Consider the following 17207-nt stretch of genomic DNA (forward strand, 5'->3'; position numbering starts at 1 on the left):
AGCACTCGGAGGCAAGCCACCGATCAGCCGTGTGAACAACGCATCAGGTCAATACACCTAGAGGAGCGGGGCCGTCTCGTTGTGGGGCCCGGCGACGAGGTAGGGGCGGTGGCGGGCGTCGAGGTACTGGTCGGACGACCAGCCCCGGGCGGCCAGCACGTCCTGGCACGTGGCCAGGCCTTCGCGCGGTGACGGGTCGTCGCTGCCGGGTCGCTGCCGCCAGTCGACGCGTACGGATCGCGGAGCAGCCGGCCCCCGGGAGACCTGGTAGCCGCTGCGGAGGCAGCGGCGGGCGCTGCCGATGGCCGCGGGCGGCAGGCCGGAGGCCTGCAGGGCGAGGGAGACCGCGTGCAGGGGGCGTTGCCGCTCCCATTCGGCGGGCAGTCCCATGTCCTCGGCCGTGACGCGGCGGATCTCCAGGAGCGACGCCCAGGCGCGTTCGGCGGTACGAGCGTGGACCTGCCCGTCGTCGAGGGCTTCGTGGCCGGTGGCGGGGGTGAACGCGGTGGTGTCCGTACGGGGTGTGCCGGAGAGCTCGGCGCGGACGTCCCAGCCGGCGAGGGTGAGGTGAGTGCCGCCGGTCCGTCCGTGCCGTGCGGCGTAACCGAGGCGGCGCAGGCCCGCGCAGGTCTCCTCCGGGGCGTGGAGCCGGCCCAGAGCCGGGTCGGCCTGCAGGAGTGCCTGCCGCAGGCCGTCGGGCAGTTCCGCCGGAGCAGGGGGCTGCGGGCGGCGGGGTGGAGGGGCCACGTGTTCATTGTGTACGCGACACCGCCGACGTGGGGCCCTTCGGGCCCGCGCGGTGCTCGGGCCCTTCGGGCCCGCGCAGTGCTCAGCGCACGGGTTCCTCATGTCCGGCCCGGGCCGTGGACCGCCCTGCGCGGTCTCCGGAACCCACCTCCCGCGACGGCTTCTGCCTGCGCAGGAACAGGAAGAGCACGGGCACCAGGTAGAGCGTCCACACCCACGCCTGGACGACGGTCGGGTCGGGCTGGAAGTTGACCGTGCCCTTCAGCAGGATGCCGTACCAACTGTCCGCGGGGACCGCGGAACTGACGTCGAACGCCTTGTTCTCCAGACCGCCGAGGAAACGCGCCTCCTGAAGGTCGTGCACACCGTAGGCGAGGACGCCCGCCGCCACGACGATCAGCAGTCCGCCCGTCCATGTGAAGAAGCGGGCCAGGTTGATCCTCAGCGCGCCCCGGTAGAACAGCCAGCCCATGACGACGGCTGTGACGATGCCCAGCAGCGCCCCGACCAGCGGCCGGACCCCGTCGTCGGCGGCGTCCACGGACCTCCACACGAACAGCGACGTCTCGATGCCTTCTCGTCCGACGGCGAGGAACGCCGTCGCGACCAGGGCGCCCGTACCCATGGACAGAGCCGCGTCGAGGCGGCCCTCCAGCTCCGCCTTCAGATACCGGGCGGTACGCCGCATCCAGAAGACCATCCACGTCACCAGGCCCACGGCGGCGATCGAGAGCGAGCCGCCGATCGCCTCCTGGGCGGTGAACGTCAGCTCCTGCGTGCCGAATTGGAGCCCTGCCCCGAAGGCCAGGCTCACACCGGCCGCGATGCCCACCCCCGCCCAGACGGGCAGAAGCTTCGCACGGTTGTCGGTCTTGACGAGGTAGGCGACGAGGATGCACACGACGAGGCTGGCCTCCAGCCCCTCGCGCAGACCGATCAGGTAGTTGCCGAACACGACGTGTTCCTTCCGGGTGGAGTTCAGGAGAAGAGACGCCGGGCCCACCAGTCGCCGGAGTCGCGGACACCCGGCGGCACCGCGAACACCGCTGAACCCACGTGCCGGATGTACTCGTTGAGTTCCTTGTCCTCGCGGGCGAGGCGCTGTTGGAGCGGGATGAAGCCCTCCCGCACGTCCCGCTGGTAGGCGAGGAAGAACAGCCCCGCCTCCAGACGGCCGAGTCCGTCCGTGCCGTCGGTGAAGTTGTAGCCGCGGCGCAGGATGCGGATGCCGTTGTTGGTGTCCGGATGCGCCAGTTTCACGTGTGCGACGGGTGCCATCGCGGAGAGCCGCACGGGGTCGCGTTCGTGGCGGCGGCCCGCCGGAGCGCCCTCGCCCTTGCTGCGGCCGATCATCATCTCCTGCTCGGCCAGCGGAGTACGGTCCCAGATCTCGATGTTCATCCGGATCCGGCGTGCGACGAGGTAGGAGCCGCCCGCCATCCACTCCGCACCGTCCTTCTCCGCCGCCCACACGTGCCGCTTCAGTGCGGCCTCGTCGTCGCCGGAGATGTTGCGGGTGCCGTCCTTGAAGCCGAAGAGGTTGCGCGGGGTCTGGGCCATGGGCGTCGTGGACGAGGTCTTGCCGAAGCCGAGCTGCGACCAGCGGACGGCCACCCTGCCGAAGCCGATGCGCGCCAGGTTGCGGATGGCGTGCACCGCGACCTGGGGATCGTCCGCACACGCCTGCACGCACAGGTCGCCGCCGCTGCGCTTGCCGTCGAGGTCGTCGCCGGGGAAGTGGGGCAGGTCTTCCAGAGCGGCGGGGCGCCGCTTCCCTATGCCGAAGCGGTCCTCGCCCTGGGCGTTCTCGAAGAGGGACGGTCCTATGCCGAAGGTGAGCGTGAGCCGGGAGGGCTTCAGGCCCAGGGCCTCTCCGGTGTCGTCGGGCGGTGCTTCGGGCGGGCCGCCGACCGCTCCCGTGCCGACCGTGTCGCCGGCCGTCATCCGGGCAGCGGCGCGCGTCCACCGCTGAAGCAGGTCCGTCAGCGCCGCACGGTCCTCCGTGAGGACGTCGAACGCGGCGAAGTGCAGCCGGTCCTGTACGGGGGTGGCGATGCCGGCCTGGTGCTCGCCGTGGAAGGGCACTGCGCCGGCGGAAACCGCGGCGACGGACCCGGCGTCGCCTCCGTACCCGAGCGCCGCGGCCGTACCGCCCGCCGTCGCGGCACCGAGCGCCAGTCCCGCGCCGCCCCAGCCGAGCAGGGCGCGGCGGCCCGGGCGAGCGGGGCGCCGCTCTTCGGCTCCCCGGTCGCCCGGTGCGCCGGTGTGTTCCCCGGAGTCCGGTCCGGGGCTCTGGTCCTGGGAGTTCTCCGTCACGGCCGGCCCCTCATGAAGCGACTGCCGCGGCGAGCCGCGAGAGCGGTTCGGCCAGCGCGTTCACGCCGTTCGAGAGCTTCTTGCGGTCGCTCTTGCCGACGGTGTCGTACGCGACGAACCCGTCGCCCTCGCGGTGTTCGTCCAGCAGCTTGCCGATCGCGGCGAACTGCTTGTCCAGGTCTTTCGCCAGCTGGGCGTCCTTCTCGGCCGCCACCGGCTTGAGCAGTTCGTAGGCCTTCTCGGCGCCGTCGACGTTGGCCTGGAAGTCGACCAGGTCGGTGTGGCTGTAGCGCTCCTCCTCACCGGTGACCTTGCCGGTCGCCACCTCGTCGAGGAGTTCCTTGGCGCCGTTGGCCATGCTGGTGGGGGTGATCTCGGCCTTGCCCACGCGGTCGCGCCAGTCCTTGAGGTCCTTCATCAGACGTCCGGCGAGCTTCTTGTCCTCCGCGGAGAGCTTCTTCTCCTCCCACAGGGACTTCTCCAGCCTGTGCCAGCCCGTCCACTTCTGGCCTTCCTCCAGGCCGTCCACGCGCACGTCGACCTTGGGGTCGATGTCGCCGAAGGACTCCGCGACGGGCTCGGTGCGCTCCCAGCCGATGCGGGAGACGGCGTACTCCTTCTTCGCCGCCGCGACGTCCCCGTCCTCGACGGCGTCCGCGAACTTCTGCGCGGCGGGCACCGTTTCGTCGGCCTGCTTCTGCACGTAGGTGCGGTACGCGGCGACGGCGGCGTCCAGCTTGGGATCACGCTCGACGGCCGCGCCCTTGCCGCTCGCGGTCACCTTCTGGCGGATGCCGTCGCCCTTCATGCCGGGCTTGCAGGCGATCTCGTACTTGCCCGCCTTGATCTCGGTGGTGATCTCGGCCTTGGTGCCGGGGCCTATGTTCTCCCGCTCGGTGACGATGCGGTCGCCGGGCGCGTAGACGTAGACCTCGGTGACCTTGGTGCCCTTGTTCTCGACCTGGAGCTTCACGTTCCCCGCCGGGAACTCGTCGTCCGAGACCTTGCACGCCTTGTCGTCCGCGGTGACCTGCACACCACCCTTCCCGCCGGCCTTCGACTTCTCCGCGCAGCCGGTCAGGGCGACTGCTGCCAGCAGCGGAACGGCCGCTCCCGCTATGAGAGTTCGGCTTCGGGCGGAGGCGAACATGCTGTCTCCCGGTGGGCTGACGGACAGGTCGGGTGCGCCGGCGGTGCGGCGCACCAGGCGGAGCCATTTAAGCAAGGCTTACCTAAGTTGCAAAGTAGCAGGAGGCTCGCGGACTCTCGGCCGTGCCCCTGGCATAACCTCACGCCATGGACGCAGACCTCGAGTTCAGAGCCAAGGCGATAGCGCTGAAGTTCGGCCGGCAGCCCTTCCCCGTCGTCGGGATGCGTCCCCGGTACACGGCCGTCCAGGCCGTCGGCGGCATCCCCGACGCCCCCTCCCCGATCGAGCAGGTGCTGCTGGAAGCCGGCTTCGAACCGCTCAGGGACTTCAGCAGGTTCCAGATGGTCACCCACCCCGACTGGACCGTCCGCCTTCCCCTCGACGGCACCTACGAGATCGACTTCAAGGGCGTGACCCATATCACCGGCACGGTCACGACACCGCCCGAGTGGTGCGAGATGGTCCGCACGACAGGCAGCGTCCTGCTCGTCTTCCAGCGCGGCGACGGCGGTCAGGTGCACGGCGCTGACGTGGTGGAGGCCCTCGCATCCGGCAACACCTTCGCCGTCGGTGCCCGGCTGACCGGCTGACCAGGCGAAGACCCCGGCCCGGAGACAGCAGCAGCCCGCTCTTCTGGGCGGTCGGCGTTTGTTCGCGTACATCGGGGGAACCGGCAGAACACCCGCGCTGCGACTGGGGGGCTGCTGCCACGTCGACCGTGAAGCGAGGGGAACCGTGTTCGGCCGGACATGTGACCTATGGAGCAGGACGGGGCCGTACTCCGCCGGAAAGCTGTGGCGGGCGCGTGCCGAGCGGTACCCGGTGGCCGGTGGGGCGGCAGGAGGTGTGCGGCCATGGACAAGATCGTCATGATTCTGGCCGGACTGCACGACGCCGAAGCAGACCTCGCCCGCGCCTTCCGCAAGGTCGCCGAACGCCAGGAGGCCGACGAGGGGACCCACTACCCGTGCCGTGCCCTCGCCCAGCAGTGCGAGCAGTGCGCCCGGCGAGTCCGCCGCCTCGCCCGGCGCTACGACGAGGAACTCCCGGACCGAGGCGCCTCCGACGCCCTCGCAGCGGCAGCCGACTCGCTGCAGCAGAGACTCGCCGCGCTCACCGGGCGCCGTCCCTCCCAAGGGCTGCTCCTCCTGCGGGACTTGAGGGAGCTGTATCTCAAGGCCCAGCCCGCCGCCGTCCATCTGACGCTGCTGAAACAGGCCGCCCAGGCCGTACGGGACAGAGAGCTCCTCGACGAGGTGGCCGGCCTGGACGAGGAGATCCGCACGCAGCTGGAGTGGATCAGGACGCGCGTGCGGGAAGTCGCGCCGCAGGTCCTCGCATCGCAGGAGTGACGGCCGCGGTGCCGGCCCGGCGGCGCACGCGGGCAGCCGGCCACTAGGGCACTGGAGTTCCAGGGCCGGGAGCCGGAGCCCTTTCGCCACGAAGGCGGTTTTCGCATCAGTACGGGCACGTTTGTATCTCCGGCCGACGGTTAAACGGACGCCCAGTGCTTCGGACAGCAGGCACATCCGCGGGAGGCGACGGCCCGAGCCGGGAGTCTCCGTGGCTTCGCCCTGTCCTTCCGCGGAACCTGAGCTCGTAGTTCTTCGGGAGGGATGCAGTCTCATGACCGTGACGCCACTTCGTTTGCAGCCCCGTCATTCGCACGACGACGCCCCCGACACGGCTGCCGACTTCGAGAGGCTGGCGGTCCTCCCGAAGGGCCACCCCGAGGCCGACGACCTCCGCGAGAAGCTGGTGGCGGCCTGGCTGCCGATGGCGCACCGCCTGGCCCACAAGTTCCGCAACCGCGGCGAACCGCTGGAGGACCTGGAGCAGGTCGCCGCACTCGGCCTGTTCAAGGTGGTGGACCGGTACGACCCGTCCAGGGGCGTGGCGTTCGAGAGCTTCGCGATCCCCACCATCATGGGCGAGCTGAAGCGTCACTTCCGTGACCACACCTGGGACGTGCACGTACCCCGCCGTGTCCAGGACCTGCGCACCCGGGTCCGCAACAGCGTCCGCGCCCTCAGCACCGGCGTGGACGCCCGGCAGCCGACGATCGCTCAGGTCGCCGAGCACAGCGGCCTGAGCGAGGAGGACGTGCAGCTGGGCCTGGAGGCGCTGGGAAGCTACAAGTCCCTCTCCCTGGACGCGCCCGTGGGGGGCGGCGAAGGGGACGGCTTCGCCCTGCTCGACGGCATGGGCCACACCGAGCCGGGCTTCGAACTGACCGACTGGCGGGAGACGGCCAAGCCCCTGCTGCGCCGCCTGCCGGAACGCGAGCGCCGGATCCTGTTCCTGCGTTTCTTCCGCGGTCAGACGCAGTCCCAGATCGCCCGGCAGCTCGGCTACTCCCAGATGCACGTCTCGCGGCTGATCTCCGGCACGTGCGAGAAGCTGCGCCGCGAAGCGGAAGACGGCCGGGCTGCGGGGCGCGAGCCGGCCGCCGCCTGACGCGCGCCGAGCCGGGTCCCCCGCCGTACCCCGGGTACGGCGGGGGACCCGGCTCGGCGCCCTGGCCGCGTGGTCCCGCAGCGAACCGTCGAGGCGGGAGCGCGATCCGGAGTGCGATGCCGGACCCGGCCCGTCAGCCGTGGCCTGCGGCACCGCGGCTTCACTTCCTGCGTGGTGGGTACAGGAGACCGGCCGGAGCGGCCGGCAGCACAGCTCGTAGTCCAGGGGAGGAAGACGTTGTCCGAGGAAGCGGCGCCGCAGCGGAGGGAGCCCGCGGCCCGGGGAAGGGTGGCCAGGACACGGCAGTGGTTCCGCCGGGCCGGGGGGAGAGGCGGAGGTCACGAGCGCGACGCGCTGATCACCATCGGCAAGAGCGCGCTGGCCGCCGGCCTCTCCTGGTACGTCGCCAACGACGTGATGCAGGCGCAGAGTCCGGCGTTCGCCCCGTTCTCCGCCGTCCTGATCATGCAGGTGACCGTCTACCAGTCCCTGCTGCACTCACTCCGCTACGTCGGTGCCGTCGCGCTGGGGGTGTTCCTCCAAGGGGCGTTCGGCCTGCTGGGCGGACCGGACCTGCTGACGTTCGTGCTGATGGCGCTGGCGGCGCTGACGATCGGCAGGTGGCGGCCGCTCGGCTCGCAGGGTTCCAACGTCGCGACGGCGGCCTTCTTCGCCTTCTCCGCCTACCTCTCCGCCACCAGCACCGGCCAGGGCTTCATGCAACTCGGGCAGATCATCCTGCTCGTGCTGATCGGCTGCGGCGTGGGCGTCCTCGTCAACGTGCTGGTGCTGCCGCCGATGCGCTACCGCAGTGCGGAGAGCGGCATCCAGACCCTCGGGAAGACGTTGAGCGACCTGTTCGGAGACATCCATCCCGCCCTGCGGGAAGGGGAGTTGGACGAGGAGCGCACCAGGCACTGGCGTCGCCGCGCGTCCGACCTGGGACCGCTCACCGAACAGGCGCAGTCCTCCGTGCGGACAGCCTGGGAGAGCATGTACTACAACCCTCGCCGCCGGCTGCAACGGCACCACGGCCGCGCTTCGTTCACCGGCTACCAGGCGCTGGTGGACGCACTGGAGCGCGTCACGTACCAGGTGGCCTCGATGACGCGCAGCTTCGACCAGTGGCACGACGGTGACAGCGGGTCCGAGCACCGCGAATTCCTGTCGGGCTACGGAGACTTCATCGCCTCCCTCGCGCGGATCACGGAGCTCTTCAGCCGGATCGAGGAGGAGGAACTGCCGCAGCGGTCGCAGGAGGCGTGCAGCTATGCGCAGGAGGCGCAGCAGAGCCACGAGAGGCTCGCCGAGTTCGCCAAGGAGAGTTCGCTGCCGCTGGCCGACCCCTCCGAGCCGTACGGAATCCTCATCGGAGAGGCGACACGGCTGATGGACGAGTTCCAGTACACCTGCGACGTCCTCAAGCAGGCCGTCGACCGCCCCCCGGCCTGTCGGTCCTGACCGCCGCCTGTCCGCCGGTTCGCGACGTTCTGCTGCGCCGTCCGCAGGTGAGGGGGTGTAGGAAGCCGGAGCGCGGTTACCCAGACACACGCCTCACCGCTTCGGCAGAGAGGCGTTGGGGAAGTGCCTGCGTGCCGTCGGCCGGCGGCGTGCAGGTGCGCTCCCAGGACGCCGACCGGCGGACGGGGGTCAGAGCTTTCCGAGATCCGAGAGTGCGGCCTTGACCGCTTTCCGTATGGGGTGGGGCAGCGGTTCACCCTGAGTCGTGACGGTGATCTCCTCGGCCACGGTGTGCAGCTTCGTGTTGGTCTCCTGAGAAGCCGTCTTCAGCACCTGCCAGGCCTCCTCGGGAGTGCACGCGTACGTGGCCATCAGCACGCCGTGTGCCTGGTCGATGACGGGACGGGTCTCCATGGCCCGGCGCAGCTGCTCCAGCTCCGTCCGGGGTTTCTCCGTCTGCGGCTCATCTGCCTGCGGCTTCTCCGCCTCGCTCACGACGAGCTCCCCTCTCCGAAGTGACGAAGCAGGCCGGTTGCATCTCGGATCCTGTCGGGAGCATAACCACTTCCCGCGATCCCGCGAATTCAGTGCCAGACATCAGGGCCGCCCCCGCGCCACTCGATCAGCTCCGGGTCGTCGAGCCGGACAGTGCCGATGTCCATGCCCGCCCGGCGCAGGAACTCGGCCAGGTCCCGGGTGCCGTGGGCGAGGCCGAGGATCCGCCCGTCGGCGGTGACACGGCGCCCGCCGGACGGGCTGGGGGGATGCACGACGATCGGCGCAGCCATGGACCCAGCGTGCTCCACGCGGCGGCGACGCGCATCCGGAGAGGTGGGCGTGGGACGCAGGGGGCCCGGGTGTCGGGAAGACCACACGAGCGGGCTGCCCACGGAGCATTCATGCCGCTCTTCCCCTGGTCGGCGGGGGTTCGGGAGTCGCGGGCGAGTGGTCTGCGCGATTTTTGTGATCAATGCGCCTTGTGGCACTGTGGGTTCCGACAAGACCCTAGGAATGCTGCGCAAGTTGGGCATTCTTCCGCGCAAGGAGTGCACGTTGCTCACCGTCGGTGACAAGTTCCCCGAGTTCGAACTGACCGCTTGTGTCTCGCTGGAGAAGGGCAGGGAGTTCGAGCAGATCCACCACAAGACCCATGAGGGCAAGTGGAAAGTGGTCTTCTTCTGGCCCAAGGACTTCACCTTCGTGTGCCCGACCGAGATCGCCGCGTTCGGCAAGCTGGAGGAGGAGTTCGCCGACCGGGATGCCCAGATCCTCGGTGTCTCCGGCGACTCGGAGTTCGTGCACCACGCCTGGCGCAGGGACCACGAGGACCTGCGCGACCTGCCCTTCCCCATGCTCGCCGACACCAAGCACGAACTGATGCAGGACTGCGGCGTCCAGGGTGCGGACGGCTTCGCGCAGCGCGCGGTCTTCATCGTGGACCAGAACAACGAGATCCAGTTCACGATGGTCACAGCCGGGTCCGTCGGCCGTAACCCCAAGGAGGTCCTGCGGGTTCTCGACGCTCTGCAGACCGACGAGCTGTGCCCCTGCAACTGGACGCAGGGCGAGGAGACCCTCGACCCCGTCGAGCTGCTGGCAGGGGAGTGAGCGGGCGGTGGCTCTCGACGAACTGAAGTCGGCCCTCCCGGCGTACGCCAAGGACCTCAAGCTCAACCTCGGCTCCGTCATAGGCAATTCGGACCTTCCGCGGCAGCAGCTGTGGGGCACCGTGCTGGCCTGCGCCATCGCCTCCCGGTCGGGCATCGTCCTGCGGGCGCTGGAGCCCGACGCGAAGGAGAACCTGAGCCCCGAGGCGTACGAGGCGGCGAAGTCCGCCGCCGCGGTGATGGCGATGAACAACGTCTTCTACCGCACCCGCCATCTGATCTCCGACCCCGAGTACGGGACGCTCCGCGCCGGCCTGCGGATGAACGTCCTCGGCAACCCCGGCGTGGACAAGGCGGACTTCGAGCTGTGGTCCTTCGCCGTCTCCGCGATCAACGCCTGTGGGCAGTGCCTCGATTCGCACGAGCAGGTGCTGCGCAAGGCGGGCGTCGACCGCGAGACGGTCCAGGAAGCGTTCAAGATCGCAGCCGTCGTCCAGGCAGTCGGTACGACGCTGGAGGCCGAGGCGCAACTGGCCGCCTGAGCGGCCGCGGTGAGCGGAGGCGGCGCCCGGGCGGACGCGCGTGGCCGGGCCCGGACGCGACCGCGTACCGGAGCCGCAAGCCCTACGGAGAGGGTCCGCGAAACCTCGCGGACCCTCTCGACGTGCGTCCGGCGGCGCTCCGGAGCCCGCGCCGGTACACCGGAAGTCGCGCGGACCGGCCCGGGTGTCGTCCGATGGTCTCCGGGAGGTACGCGGCCCTGTGGTTCCGGGCGGTCCGGGCGTACATTCCGGACCGTGTCCCGTACCGCAGGCGACCGGATCGCCGACATCGGTCTCTTCTTCTTCGCGGCCTGCTTCGCCGTCCTGACAGCGGACGCGGTGCTCGTCGGCGAACACCCCTCTCCCGACGCGCTCTTCGCCGACCAGGCGACCGGGGCGCTCGCCTGCGCCGCGCTCTTCCTGCGGCGCCGCTGGCCGGTGCAGCTCGCCGTCGCCCTGCTGCTGGCGGGCGTCTTCTCGCACTTCGTGACGGGGGCGACGATCGTCGCCGTCTTCACCGTCTCCGCCGGCCGCTCACTCCGTACGACGGGCCTGGTGGCCGGCATCGCGTTCGCACCGGTCCCGTTCTTCCTCGCAGGCGGACCCGAGCTGGACGACCCGCGGACCGTCTCAGGCATGACGTACTTCGCGCTGGTGGCGGGGGCGATCGGCTGGGGTCTGTTCGTGAGGTCGCGGCGGCAGCTCATCGCCTCCCTGCACGAGCGGGCCGAGCGTGCGCACGAGGAGGCACGGCGAGCAGCGAGGGAGGACATCGCGCGGGAGATGCACGACGTGCTGGCGCACCGGCTGTCGCTGCTGAGCGTGCACGCGGGAGCGCTGCACTTCAATCCTGGGGCACCGGCCGAGGAGATCCGGCGAACGGCCGGTGTGATCAGGGAGAGCGCCCACGAGGCGCTCGACGACCTGCGGGAGATCATCGGAGTGCTGCGCGGGACGACGTCGTCCGAGGGAGCGCGCCCGCAGCCGGTGCTCGCGGACCTGGCGCGGCTGGCGGAGGAGTCGCAAGAGGCGGGCACGGACGTCACGCTGCGGGTGGAGACCGCCGCGGGGGCGCCGGACCGCGCCCTCGGCGGTCTCGGAAAGCCCGGTCTCAGGAAACCCGGTCTCGGAAAGCCCGGTCTCGGAAAGCCCGGCCTCGGGAAGCGCGCCCTCGGAGAGCGCGACAGCGCGAACGGCGGCCGCGCGCCGGTACCGCCTCCCGCCGTGGGCCGTACGGCCTACCGCATCGTCCAGGAGGCACTCACCAACGCACGCAAGCACGCCCCCGGGTCGCCCGTGACCGTGACGGTCTCCGGCGGCCCGGAGGAGGGCCTGACCGTCCTCGTCCGCAATCCCGCCCCGGCCGAGGACGATCCCCGATCACCGTCCGACGTACGGGAGTTCGCGCACTTCGCCCCGGAACCGCCCATGACGGCCGTCCCCGGCGCAGGTCAGGGGCTTGTCGGTCTCACCGAGCGTGCGGAACTCGCCGGAGGCAGCATGGAATACGGCCGGTTCGGCGCTGATTTCCGCGTCCGGGCCTGGCTACCGTGGGCGCCGAGACGGGGCCACCTGGAGGCCGCCGCTCCGGCCTCGGACCCCGCCCTGTGAGCGGGCCGCGGCCGCCTCCCCCCACCCGAATCGATTCCGAGGCCCCATAGGTGAACGCTTCCGCAGTACCCCCCGTCATCCGCGTGCTGCTCGTCGACGACGACCCTCTCGTACGTTCAGGGCTGCGGCTGATGTTCGGCGGGGCGCCGGACGTCGACGTCGTCGGCGAGGCGGCCGACGGCAGCGAGGTGCAGCCGCTCGTCGAGCGGCACTCGCCCGACGTCGTGCTCATGGACATCCGGATGCCGGTGGTCGACGGGCTGGAGGCGACGGAGGCGCTGCGCAGGCGTGAACAGCCGCCCGAGGTCATCGCACTGACGACCTTCCACACGGACGCACACGTACTGCGGGCCCTGCGGGCGGGCGCGGCCGGCTACGTGCTGAAGGACACCTCGCCGGAGGAGATCGTGGAGGCCGTGCGGAAGGTCGCGGCGGGCGAGCCCGTGCTGTCGCCCGAGGTCACGCGGCAGCTGATCTCGCAGGTGTCGGGCGGCGCGGACCGCGACAAGCGGGCGATCTGGGCACGCAGGCAGCTGGACGCCCTGGGGGAGCGCGAACGTGAGGTCGCCGTCGCCGTCGCGAAGGGCAGGTCCAACGCGGAGATCGCGGCGGAGCTGTACATGAGCGTGCCCACGGTGAAGACGCACGTGTCGCGCATCCTGACCAAGCTGAAACTCAACAACCGGGTGCAGATCGCTCTGCTGGCCAACGACGCGGGAGCGGACGGCGTGGACGAACGGAAACCGGGCTGAGGGCGGCTCGTCGGACGCCGTCACGGCTGAGGCGGCCCCTGGTGCAGGGACCGCCTCGTCGCCTCTCACCGGCCGGAGGCGCGGAGCCGCGGAGCCGGACGCGAAGTGCGGCAGGCGGCTCCCGGAACGCCTCTCAGCTCACCGGCAGTTCGAACCAGACCACCTTGCCCGTCGACAGGCGGGTGGCACCCCAGCGCCGCGCGAGCCGGTTCACCAGGTACAGCCCGCGCCCGCCCTCGTCGGTGGCGCGTGCCTGCCGCAGCCGCGGCAGTTGCGGCACGTCGTCACCGACCTCGCAGCGCAGGGTGTCCGTGCGCAGCAGCCTTAGCGTGATGGGGCGTTCGGCATACCGCACGGCGTTCGTGACGACTTCGCTCACCAGCAGTTCGACCGAGTCGCTCAGCTCCTCCAGGCCCCAGCGGGCCAGCGCGCGCCGCGCCAGCCTGCGTGCCTGTCCGGCGGTCTGCGCGCGCGGGTCGAGGAACCAGTACGCGACGTCGCTCGGCGCGATGCCGTCGAACCGGGCGGCGAGCAGCGCGATGTCGTCGTCGCGGTCGCCCGGGCCGAGGATGTCGAGCACCTCGTCGCACAGCGGTTCCAGGGGCGCGGAGGCGTCGGGCCGTGTGAGCCGCGCGGTCGCCGTCAGCTTCTCCCGCAGGTGCTCGATGCCCGTCCACACGTCACGCTGGCGCGATTCGACCAGCCCGTCGGTGTAGAGCAGCAGCGTGGCGCCCGCGGGGGCGTCCAGCTCCACGGCTTCGAAGTCGACACCGCCGACGCCGATCGGAGCGCCTGCCGGTATCCGCAGCACCTCGGCGCGGCCGTCGCGGTGCAGCAGCACGGGCGGCGGATGCCCGGCGTTGGCGATGATGATGCGGTGGGCGACCGGGTCGTAGACCGCGTACAGGCACGTCGCCATGCGGTCGCTGCCGAGCCGCTGCGCCTGCTCGTCGAGGTGGTGCAGCACCTCCTGCGGCGGCAGGTCGAGCCCGGCCAGCGTCTGCGCCGTCGTACGCAGCTGGCCCATGATCGCCGCGGACGTCATGGAGTGGCCCATGACGTCGCCCACCACGAGAGCGACCCTGCTGCCGGGCAGCGGAATCGCGTCGTACCAGTCGCCGCCGACCCGTGCGGTCTCGGCCGCGGGCAGGTAGCGGCTGGCGAGGTGGCAGCCGGTGGGCTGCGGCAGCTCGTCCGGCAGCATCGTGCGCTGCAGTTCGTCGGCGATGTACGCCTCGCGGCCGTACAGCACCGCCTTGTCCACGCCGAGTGCGGTGTGTGTGGCGAGCTGGGCGGCGATCAGCAGGTCGTCGGGTTCGAAGGCGGGACGTTCGGGCCTGCGCAGGAAGACCGCGGCCCCGATCACCCTTCGGCGTCCGCGCAGCGGGGCGAGTATCGCCCGGTGCCCGGACGGTACGTCCGGGTCCGTGCCCAGCAGTTCGGGGAGCGCGTCGCGGGCTGCGGGCGCGTCGGCGAAGACGGGGCGCACCCCCCGCAGGACCTCGGCCAGCGGACCGCCGTTGAGTACCTCCACGTACTCGGCGGCGCCCGCGGTGCCGTCGGAGACGGCCGAGAGGGAGGGGCCCGCCGTGCTCGCGGGATTCTCCTCCCCGGCCCGGTGTGCGCGTTCACCCGCTGCCGACGCGGCCGCCACCATGGCCGCCGGGTCGTCGGGGATGCGGTCGCTCCGGCGCAGCCGCAGCATCAGCGGGCCCGTCGGACGTTCGTCCCCCACGGGGAGGGGGTCGCGCAGGTAGACGAGGATCGCGTCGGAGTAGGCGGGAACGCTCGCCCGGCACAGGCCGAGCACGGTCTCGTCCAGGTCCATGCCTCGCGCGATGCGGCGGGTCGCGGCGCCGACGAAGCGCAGACGGTCGCCGCCGCGCCGTTCCCGTTCGGCGGCGTCGCCGTCGTCCGGCGCGCCGCCGTCCGGCTTCGGCGGGGTGGCGGGCGGGATGCCGGCGGCGGTCATCCCGCCGGTGTTCGGATGTGACACGGCACCGCTCTCCGCGGTCGAAGGTTGTGACGGAGCTTCTCGCGCCGCCTGTGGCGCGTGCGACGGCCGGGGTTCGGAGCCGGCGCCGTGCGCCGGGTCGGGCACTGCCCTGCCGGAACCCCCTCGGGCACCCGAGCCGCGCGGGCTCTCGGCACCCTGCCTCTTGGACGCCCGCGCGGACCCGGTCTGCGGCCGGGCGCCGGGGCGGGCCTGTTCCGCCCCGTCAGCACCGGGACGGGCCGCCGGGTGCGGCGCTTCGTCGTCCGCGCGCGAGGCGTGTGACGTGCCGGAGTCCCCGAACCCGCCCGGGGAAGAGGAGAGTCCGGGCAGCCTCGGGGGGCCGTCGGCGCCCGGATCGACGCTGTCCGTCCCCGGACCGCCGGCAAGGGGAGATGTGCCGGCCGGTACGCCGAAGGGGCCCGTCGCTGGGCCACCCGACGTGGCTCGGTCCACGGGCGGGACCGGCGGCACTGCTGTGCCGGTCGCAGGCTGTTCGTGCTCCGTCACGCGTTCGGTTTCCATCCATCCGGGGCTGCGCGTCTTACGCGCGTAGCAATCACTCCTCGCCTGCTACGGGCGTCGCCGGCACTGCAGGAAAAGCTGGATCTCAGGTGGTACGTCCGTACTCGCCGGAGCGTAGGCATAGGCGTCCTCCCCGACGATTTCGAATCCGGTGTCCTGAACGATCCTCCGCAACTCGTCCCGTAGATAGCCCGATACCCGAATCGTGTTGCCCAGGAACGGCAGCGTGAAGTCATCCACATCCGCTTCCACCATCGAGAGGGCCATCGGAGCACCCTCTCGCATTTGTTGGTGCAGCATGCGCAGAGCGAAGGGAATCTCCACGCGGGGCAGCATCAGCAGGGAGAAGAAGGCGGCGACGCCGTCGAACGGGCCCAGGCCCTGCTTCTCGACGTCGGCGATGTCCAGCCGCCGGAAGTCGCCCTCGGGAACGTGCTCGCGGGCCAGCTTCACCATTCCGGGTGAGAGGTCGATCCCGGTCACCCGGTGCCCTGCCTCCACCAGCTGGCGGGCCGTGGGCAGCCCCGTGCCGCAGCCGAGGTCGAGGACGTGGGATCCGGCGGGCAGTTGCTCCGCCAGCCACCTGCCGCCGGCGATCTGGCCCTCCTTGTGCGGGAAGGCCTCGTCGTAGCGGTCGCCGATCGCGTCGAAGGCCTCCGCCTGACCGTTCCGGTCCACGCCGTCCCAGTCGAAGTCCCTGTACGCGCCGCCGGTCCCGCCCTGCGGCCCCGGGGGGCTCCCACTGCCGTTCGTGCTGCTCACGATCGATCTCCTCTCTGGCCACGCGCCAAATCCCCGAGGGGGGAGGGGAGTTGTTGCAGCAGTGCGCCTACGGAGGTTGATCCTACGTTTGCAGTATGGGGGCGCAGCAAGGGGGAACGGGAGGTCGAAGCAGGCGCGTGTCGTCCGAAAGATCCGGCACATCCCCGCAAGTACGGAACAAGAGGAGCTCGGCGTGACCCGCCGCCCCCGGTTCCGGGCCGCGCGGCCCGGTGCGTACCGCCCGGGGAGGGCCCCACGGGAGCGGTGGCCGCCCGCCTGTGCACCGTAATCCGGACGGTCCGGGGTGCGACGGTCCGCTTCACGGACGCCTCGGCAGGTGTTCCGGCCGTCCCGCGGCGCTGCCCGCGCCGACTTCACGGTTCCCCGCGCCGACTTCACGGCTCTCCGCCCCGGCCCCGGAGCCGCTGTGCGCAGGGCCGGTCCGCCCGGTGCCGCTGCTGTCCGGGACGGCCGCTTCCGGCGCTGCGCCGCCCGGAGGCGGCCACCGGTCCCAGTCGTGCGGCAGGCGCGGCACCGGCCACCGCGGGTCGGGCCGCCAGTTCTCCCAGCCGTCGCGGAACGGCGGCGCCCATGAGCCGATCCGCTCCACGGCCGCGCGTCCCGCGGCACGTACCCGGGCGGCCAGCTGCTCGTCGACGAGTCCGGCGTGCTGTGCGGCTGCGAACTCGTCCTCGTCCCGCCACTCCCAACTGCGGTCCGGGTAGACGGCGATGTCGAGGAAGTGGTCCTCGGAGTCGATGCCGCCCGCCCACCGGTGACGGGGCTCCTCCAGGTTCACGTACCAGTTCTTGAACTGCCAGTCCCTCTCCCAGAACAGCCACACCGACCAGGGCTCTCCCGGGCGGGCGAGCTTCAGCACACCGGTGCCGAACCACGGCGACAGCACAGTCCTGCGGGGCTTGGTGTAGCGCGTCTCCAGCGGCTCGTGGTGCACGGGCGTGCCGTCCGCCATCTCCGGCTTGACGCAGACCGTGCCCGGCGCCACCCAGGCCGCCAGCAGGTCCGGGGTGTCGCGGACGACAGTGACGGGACGGCAGATGTGCGCGTGCCCGGAGCCGTTGGCCCTGTAGCGCCACAGGACCCGGGTGCCCGGCGCCCAGCGTGCGACCGGCCCGGCGCTGCCGCCGTTGCCGCGGTGGCGGTCCTGGTGGTCCGTGCCGCCCCGGCCGCCGTCGTGCGCGCCGGGGTCCGCACGCCTGCCGGCGCCGTGTGCGCCGTCCGCTCCCGTCGTCCCTGCCGTCTCCGCTGTCATGCGCAGATCCT

16 protein-coding genes and 1 pseudogene are annotated in these 17207 nt (G+C 71.4%); 8 read left to right on the forward strand and 9 right to left on the reverse strand.

Going from position 1 to position 17207, the window contains the following annotated elements; all coding sequences use genetic code 11:
- Window positions 1-57 precede the first annotated feature (57 nt).
- The 4 genes from ACFPA8_RS04930 to efeO all read right to left on the reverse strand — a co-directional run bounded on the left by ACFPA8_RS04930 (window position 58) and on the right by efeO (window position 4213).
- Entirely contained in the window at window positions 58-747 is a 690-nt protein-coding gene (locus ACFPA8_RS04930; protein ID WP_386442859.1) for a hypothetical protein, read from the reverse strand.
- 82 nt (window positions 748-829) lie between these two features.
- Window positions 830-1702, reverse strand: a complete 873-nt coding sequence (gene efeU / locus ACFPA8_RS04935) for an iron uptake transporter permease EfeU (RefSeq protein WP_386442862.1) — start codon at window positions 1700-1702, stop codon at window positions 830-832.
- 23 nt (window positions 1703-1725) lie between these two features.
- On the reverse strand, window positions 1726-3063 hold the full coding sequence (gene efeB, locus ACFPA8_RS04940; RefSeq protein ID WP_386442865.1) for an iron uptake transporter deferrochelatase/peroxidase subunit: 1338 nt from the start codon (window positions 3061-3063) through the stop codon (window positions 1726-1728).
- 10 nt (window positions 3064-3073) lie between these two features.
- Window positions 3074-4213, reverse strand: a complete 1140-nt coding sequence (gene efeO, locus ACFPA8_RS04945; RefSeq protein ID WP_386442868.1) for an iron uptake system protein EfeO — start codon at window positions 4211-4213, stop codon at window positions 3074-3076.
- Between the two features lie 146 nt (window positions 4214-4359).
- Here efeO and ACFPA8_RS04950 point away from each other — a divergent pair, with 146 nt between their 5' ends.
- From ACFPA8_RS04950 to ACFPA8_RS04965, 4 genes are all read left to right on the forward strand, one after another.
- On the forward strand, window positions 4360-4803 hold the full coding sequence (locus ACFPA8_RS04950) for a hypothetical protein (protein WP_386442870.1): 444 nt from the start codon (window positions 4360-4362) through the stop codon (window positions 4801-4803).
- A 264-nt stretch (window positions 4804-5067) separates the two neighbouring features.
- Entirely contained in the window at window positions 5068-5565 is a 498-nt protein-coding gene (locus ACFPA8_RS04955; RefSeq protein ID WP_386442873.1) for a hypothetical protein, read from the forward strand.
- Between the two features lie 274 nt (window positions 5566-5839).
- Window positions 5840-6670 (forward strand): SigB/SigF/SigG family RNA polymerase sigma factor, encoded by an 831-nt coding sequence (locus ACFPA8_RS04960; protein WP_386442876.1) that lies wholly within the window; start codon window positions 5840-5842, stop codon window positions 6668-6670.
- Window positions 6671-6907: 237 nt separating this feature from the next.
- Window positions 6908-8131: an FUSC family protein gene (locus ACFPA8_RS04965; protein WP_386442879.1), complete on the forward strand. Its 1224-nt coding sequence runs from the start codon at window positions 6908-6910 to the stop codon at window positions 8129-8131.
- Between the two features lie 189 nt (window positions 8132-8320).
- Here ACFPA8_RS04965 and ACFPA8_RS04970 read toward each other — a convergent pair whose 3' ends face one another.
- Window positions 8321-8626 (reverse strand): ANTAR domain-containing protein, encoded by a 306-nt coding sequence (locus tag ACFPA8_RS04970; RefSeq protein ID WP_386442882.1) that lies wholly within the window; start codon window positions 8624-8626, stop codon window positions 8321-8323.
- 89 nt (window positions 8627-8715) lie between these two features.
- Window positions 8716-8919, reverse strand: coding sequence for a hypothetical protein (locus ACFPA8_RS04975; protein ID WP_386442885.1), 204 nt, complete (start codon window positions 8917-8919; stop codon window positions 8716-8718).
- Window positions 8920-9184: 265 nt separating this feature from the next.
- On the opposite strand from ACFPA8_RS04975, the gene ACFPA8_RS04980 reads away from it, so the two are divergent.
- From ACFPA8_RS04980 to ACFPA8_RS04995, 4 genes are all read left to right on the forward strand, one after another.
- On the forward strand, window positions 9185-9739 hold the full coding sequence (locus ACFPA8_RS04980) for a peroxiredoxin (RefSeq protein WP_386444610.1): 555 nt from the start codon (window positions 9185-9187) through the stop codon (window positions 9737-9739).
- Window positions 9740-9746: 7 nt separating this feature from the next.
- Window positions 9747-10280, forward strand: coding sequence for an alkyl hydroperoxide reductase (locus tag ACFPA8_RS04985; protein WP_386442888.1), 534 nt, complete (start codon window positions 9747-9749; stop codon window positions 10278-10280).
- Between the two features lie 255 nt (window positions 10281-10535).
- Window positions 10536-11891 carry a sensor histidine kinase gene (locus ACFPA8_RS04990; protein ID WP_386442890.1) on the forward strand — a complete coding sequence of 452 codons (1356 nt, stop codon included), beginning with the start codon at window positions 10536-10538 and terminating at the stop codon, window positions 11889-11891.
- A gap of 50 nt (window positions 11892-11941) precedes the next feature.
- Window positions 11942-12643, forward strand: coding sequence for a response regulator (locus ACFPA8_RS04995; RefSeq protein ID WP_386442893.1), 702 nt, complete (start codon window positions 11942-11944; stop codon window positions 12641-12643).
- A 133-nt stretch (window positions 12644-12776) separates the two neighbouring features.
- On the opposite strand, the gene ACFPA8_RS05000 is transcribed toward ACFPA8_RS04995, so the two are convergent.
- The 3 genes and pseudogenes from ACFPA8_RS05000 to fomD form a co-directional block, all read right to left on the reverse strand.
- Window positions 12777-14969, reverse strand: a complete 2193-nt coding sequence (locus ACFPA8_RS05000) for a SpoIIE family protein phosphatase (protein ID WP_386444613.1) — start codon at window positions 14967-14969, stop codon at window positions 12777-12779.
- Between the two features lie 240 nt (window positions 14970-15209).
- Window positions 15210-15839, reverse strand: a complete 630-nt coding sequence (locus ACFPA8_RS05005) for a class I SAM-dependent DNA methyltransferase (RefSeq protein ID WP_386444616.1) — start codon at window positions 15837-15839, stop codon at window positions 15210-15212.
- A gap of 583 nt (window positions 15840-16422) precedes the next feature.
- Window positions 16423-17196, reverse strand: a pseudogene (gene fomD, locus ACFPA8_RS05010) (cytidylyl-2-hydroxypropylphosphonate hydrolase); the annotation flags it as partial.
- Window positions 17197-17207: the final 11 nt, after the last annotated feature.

Origin of the sequence: Streptomyces ovatisporus, from assembly GCF_042653885.1 — a bacterium.
GTDB classification, from domain to species: Bacteria; Actinomycetota; Actinomycetes; order Streptomycetales; family Streptomycetaceae; genus Streptomyces; species Streptomyces ovatisporus.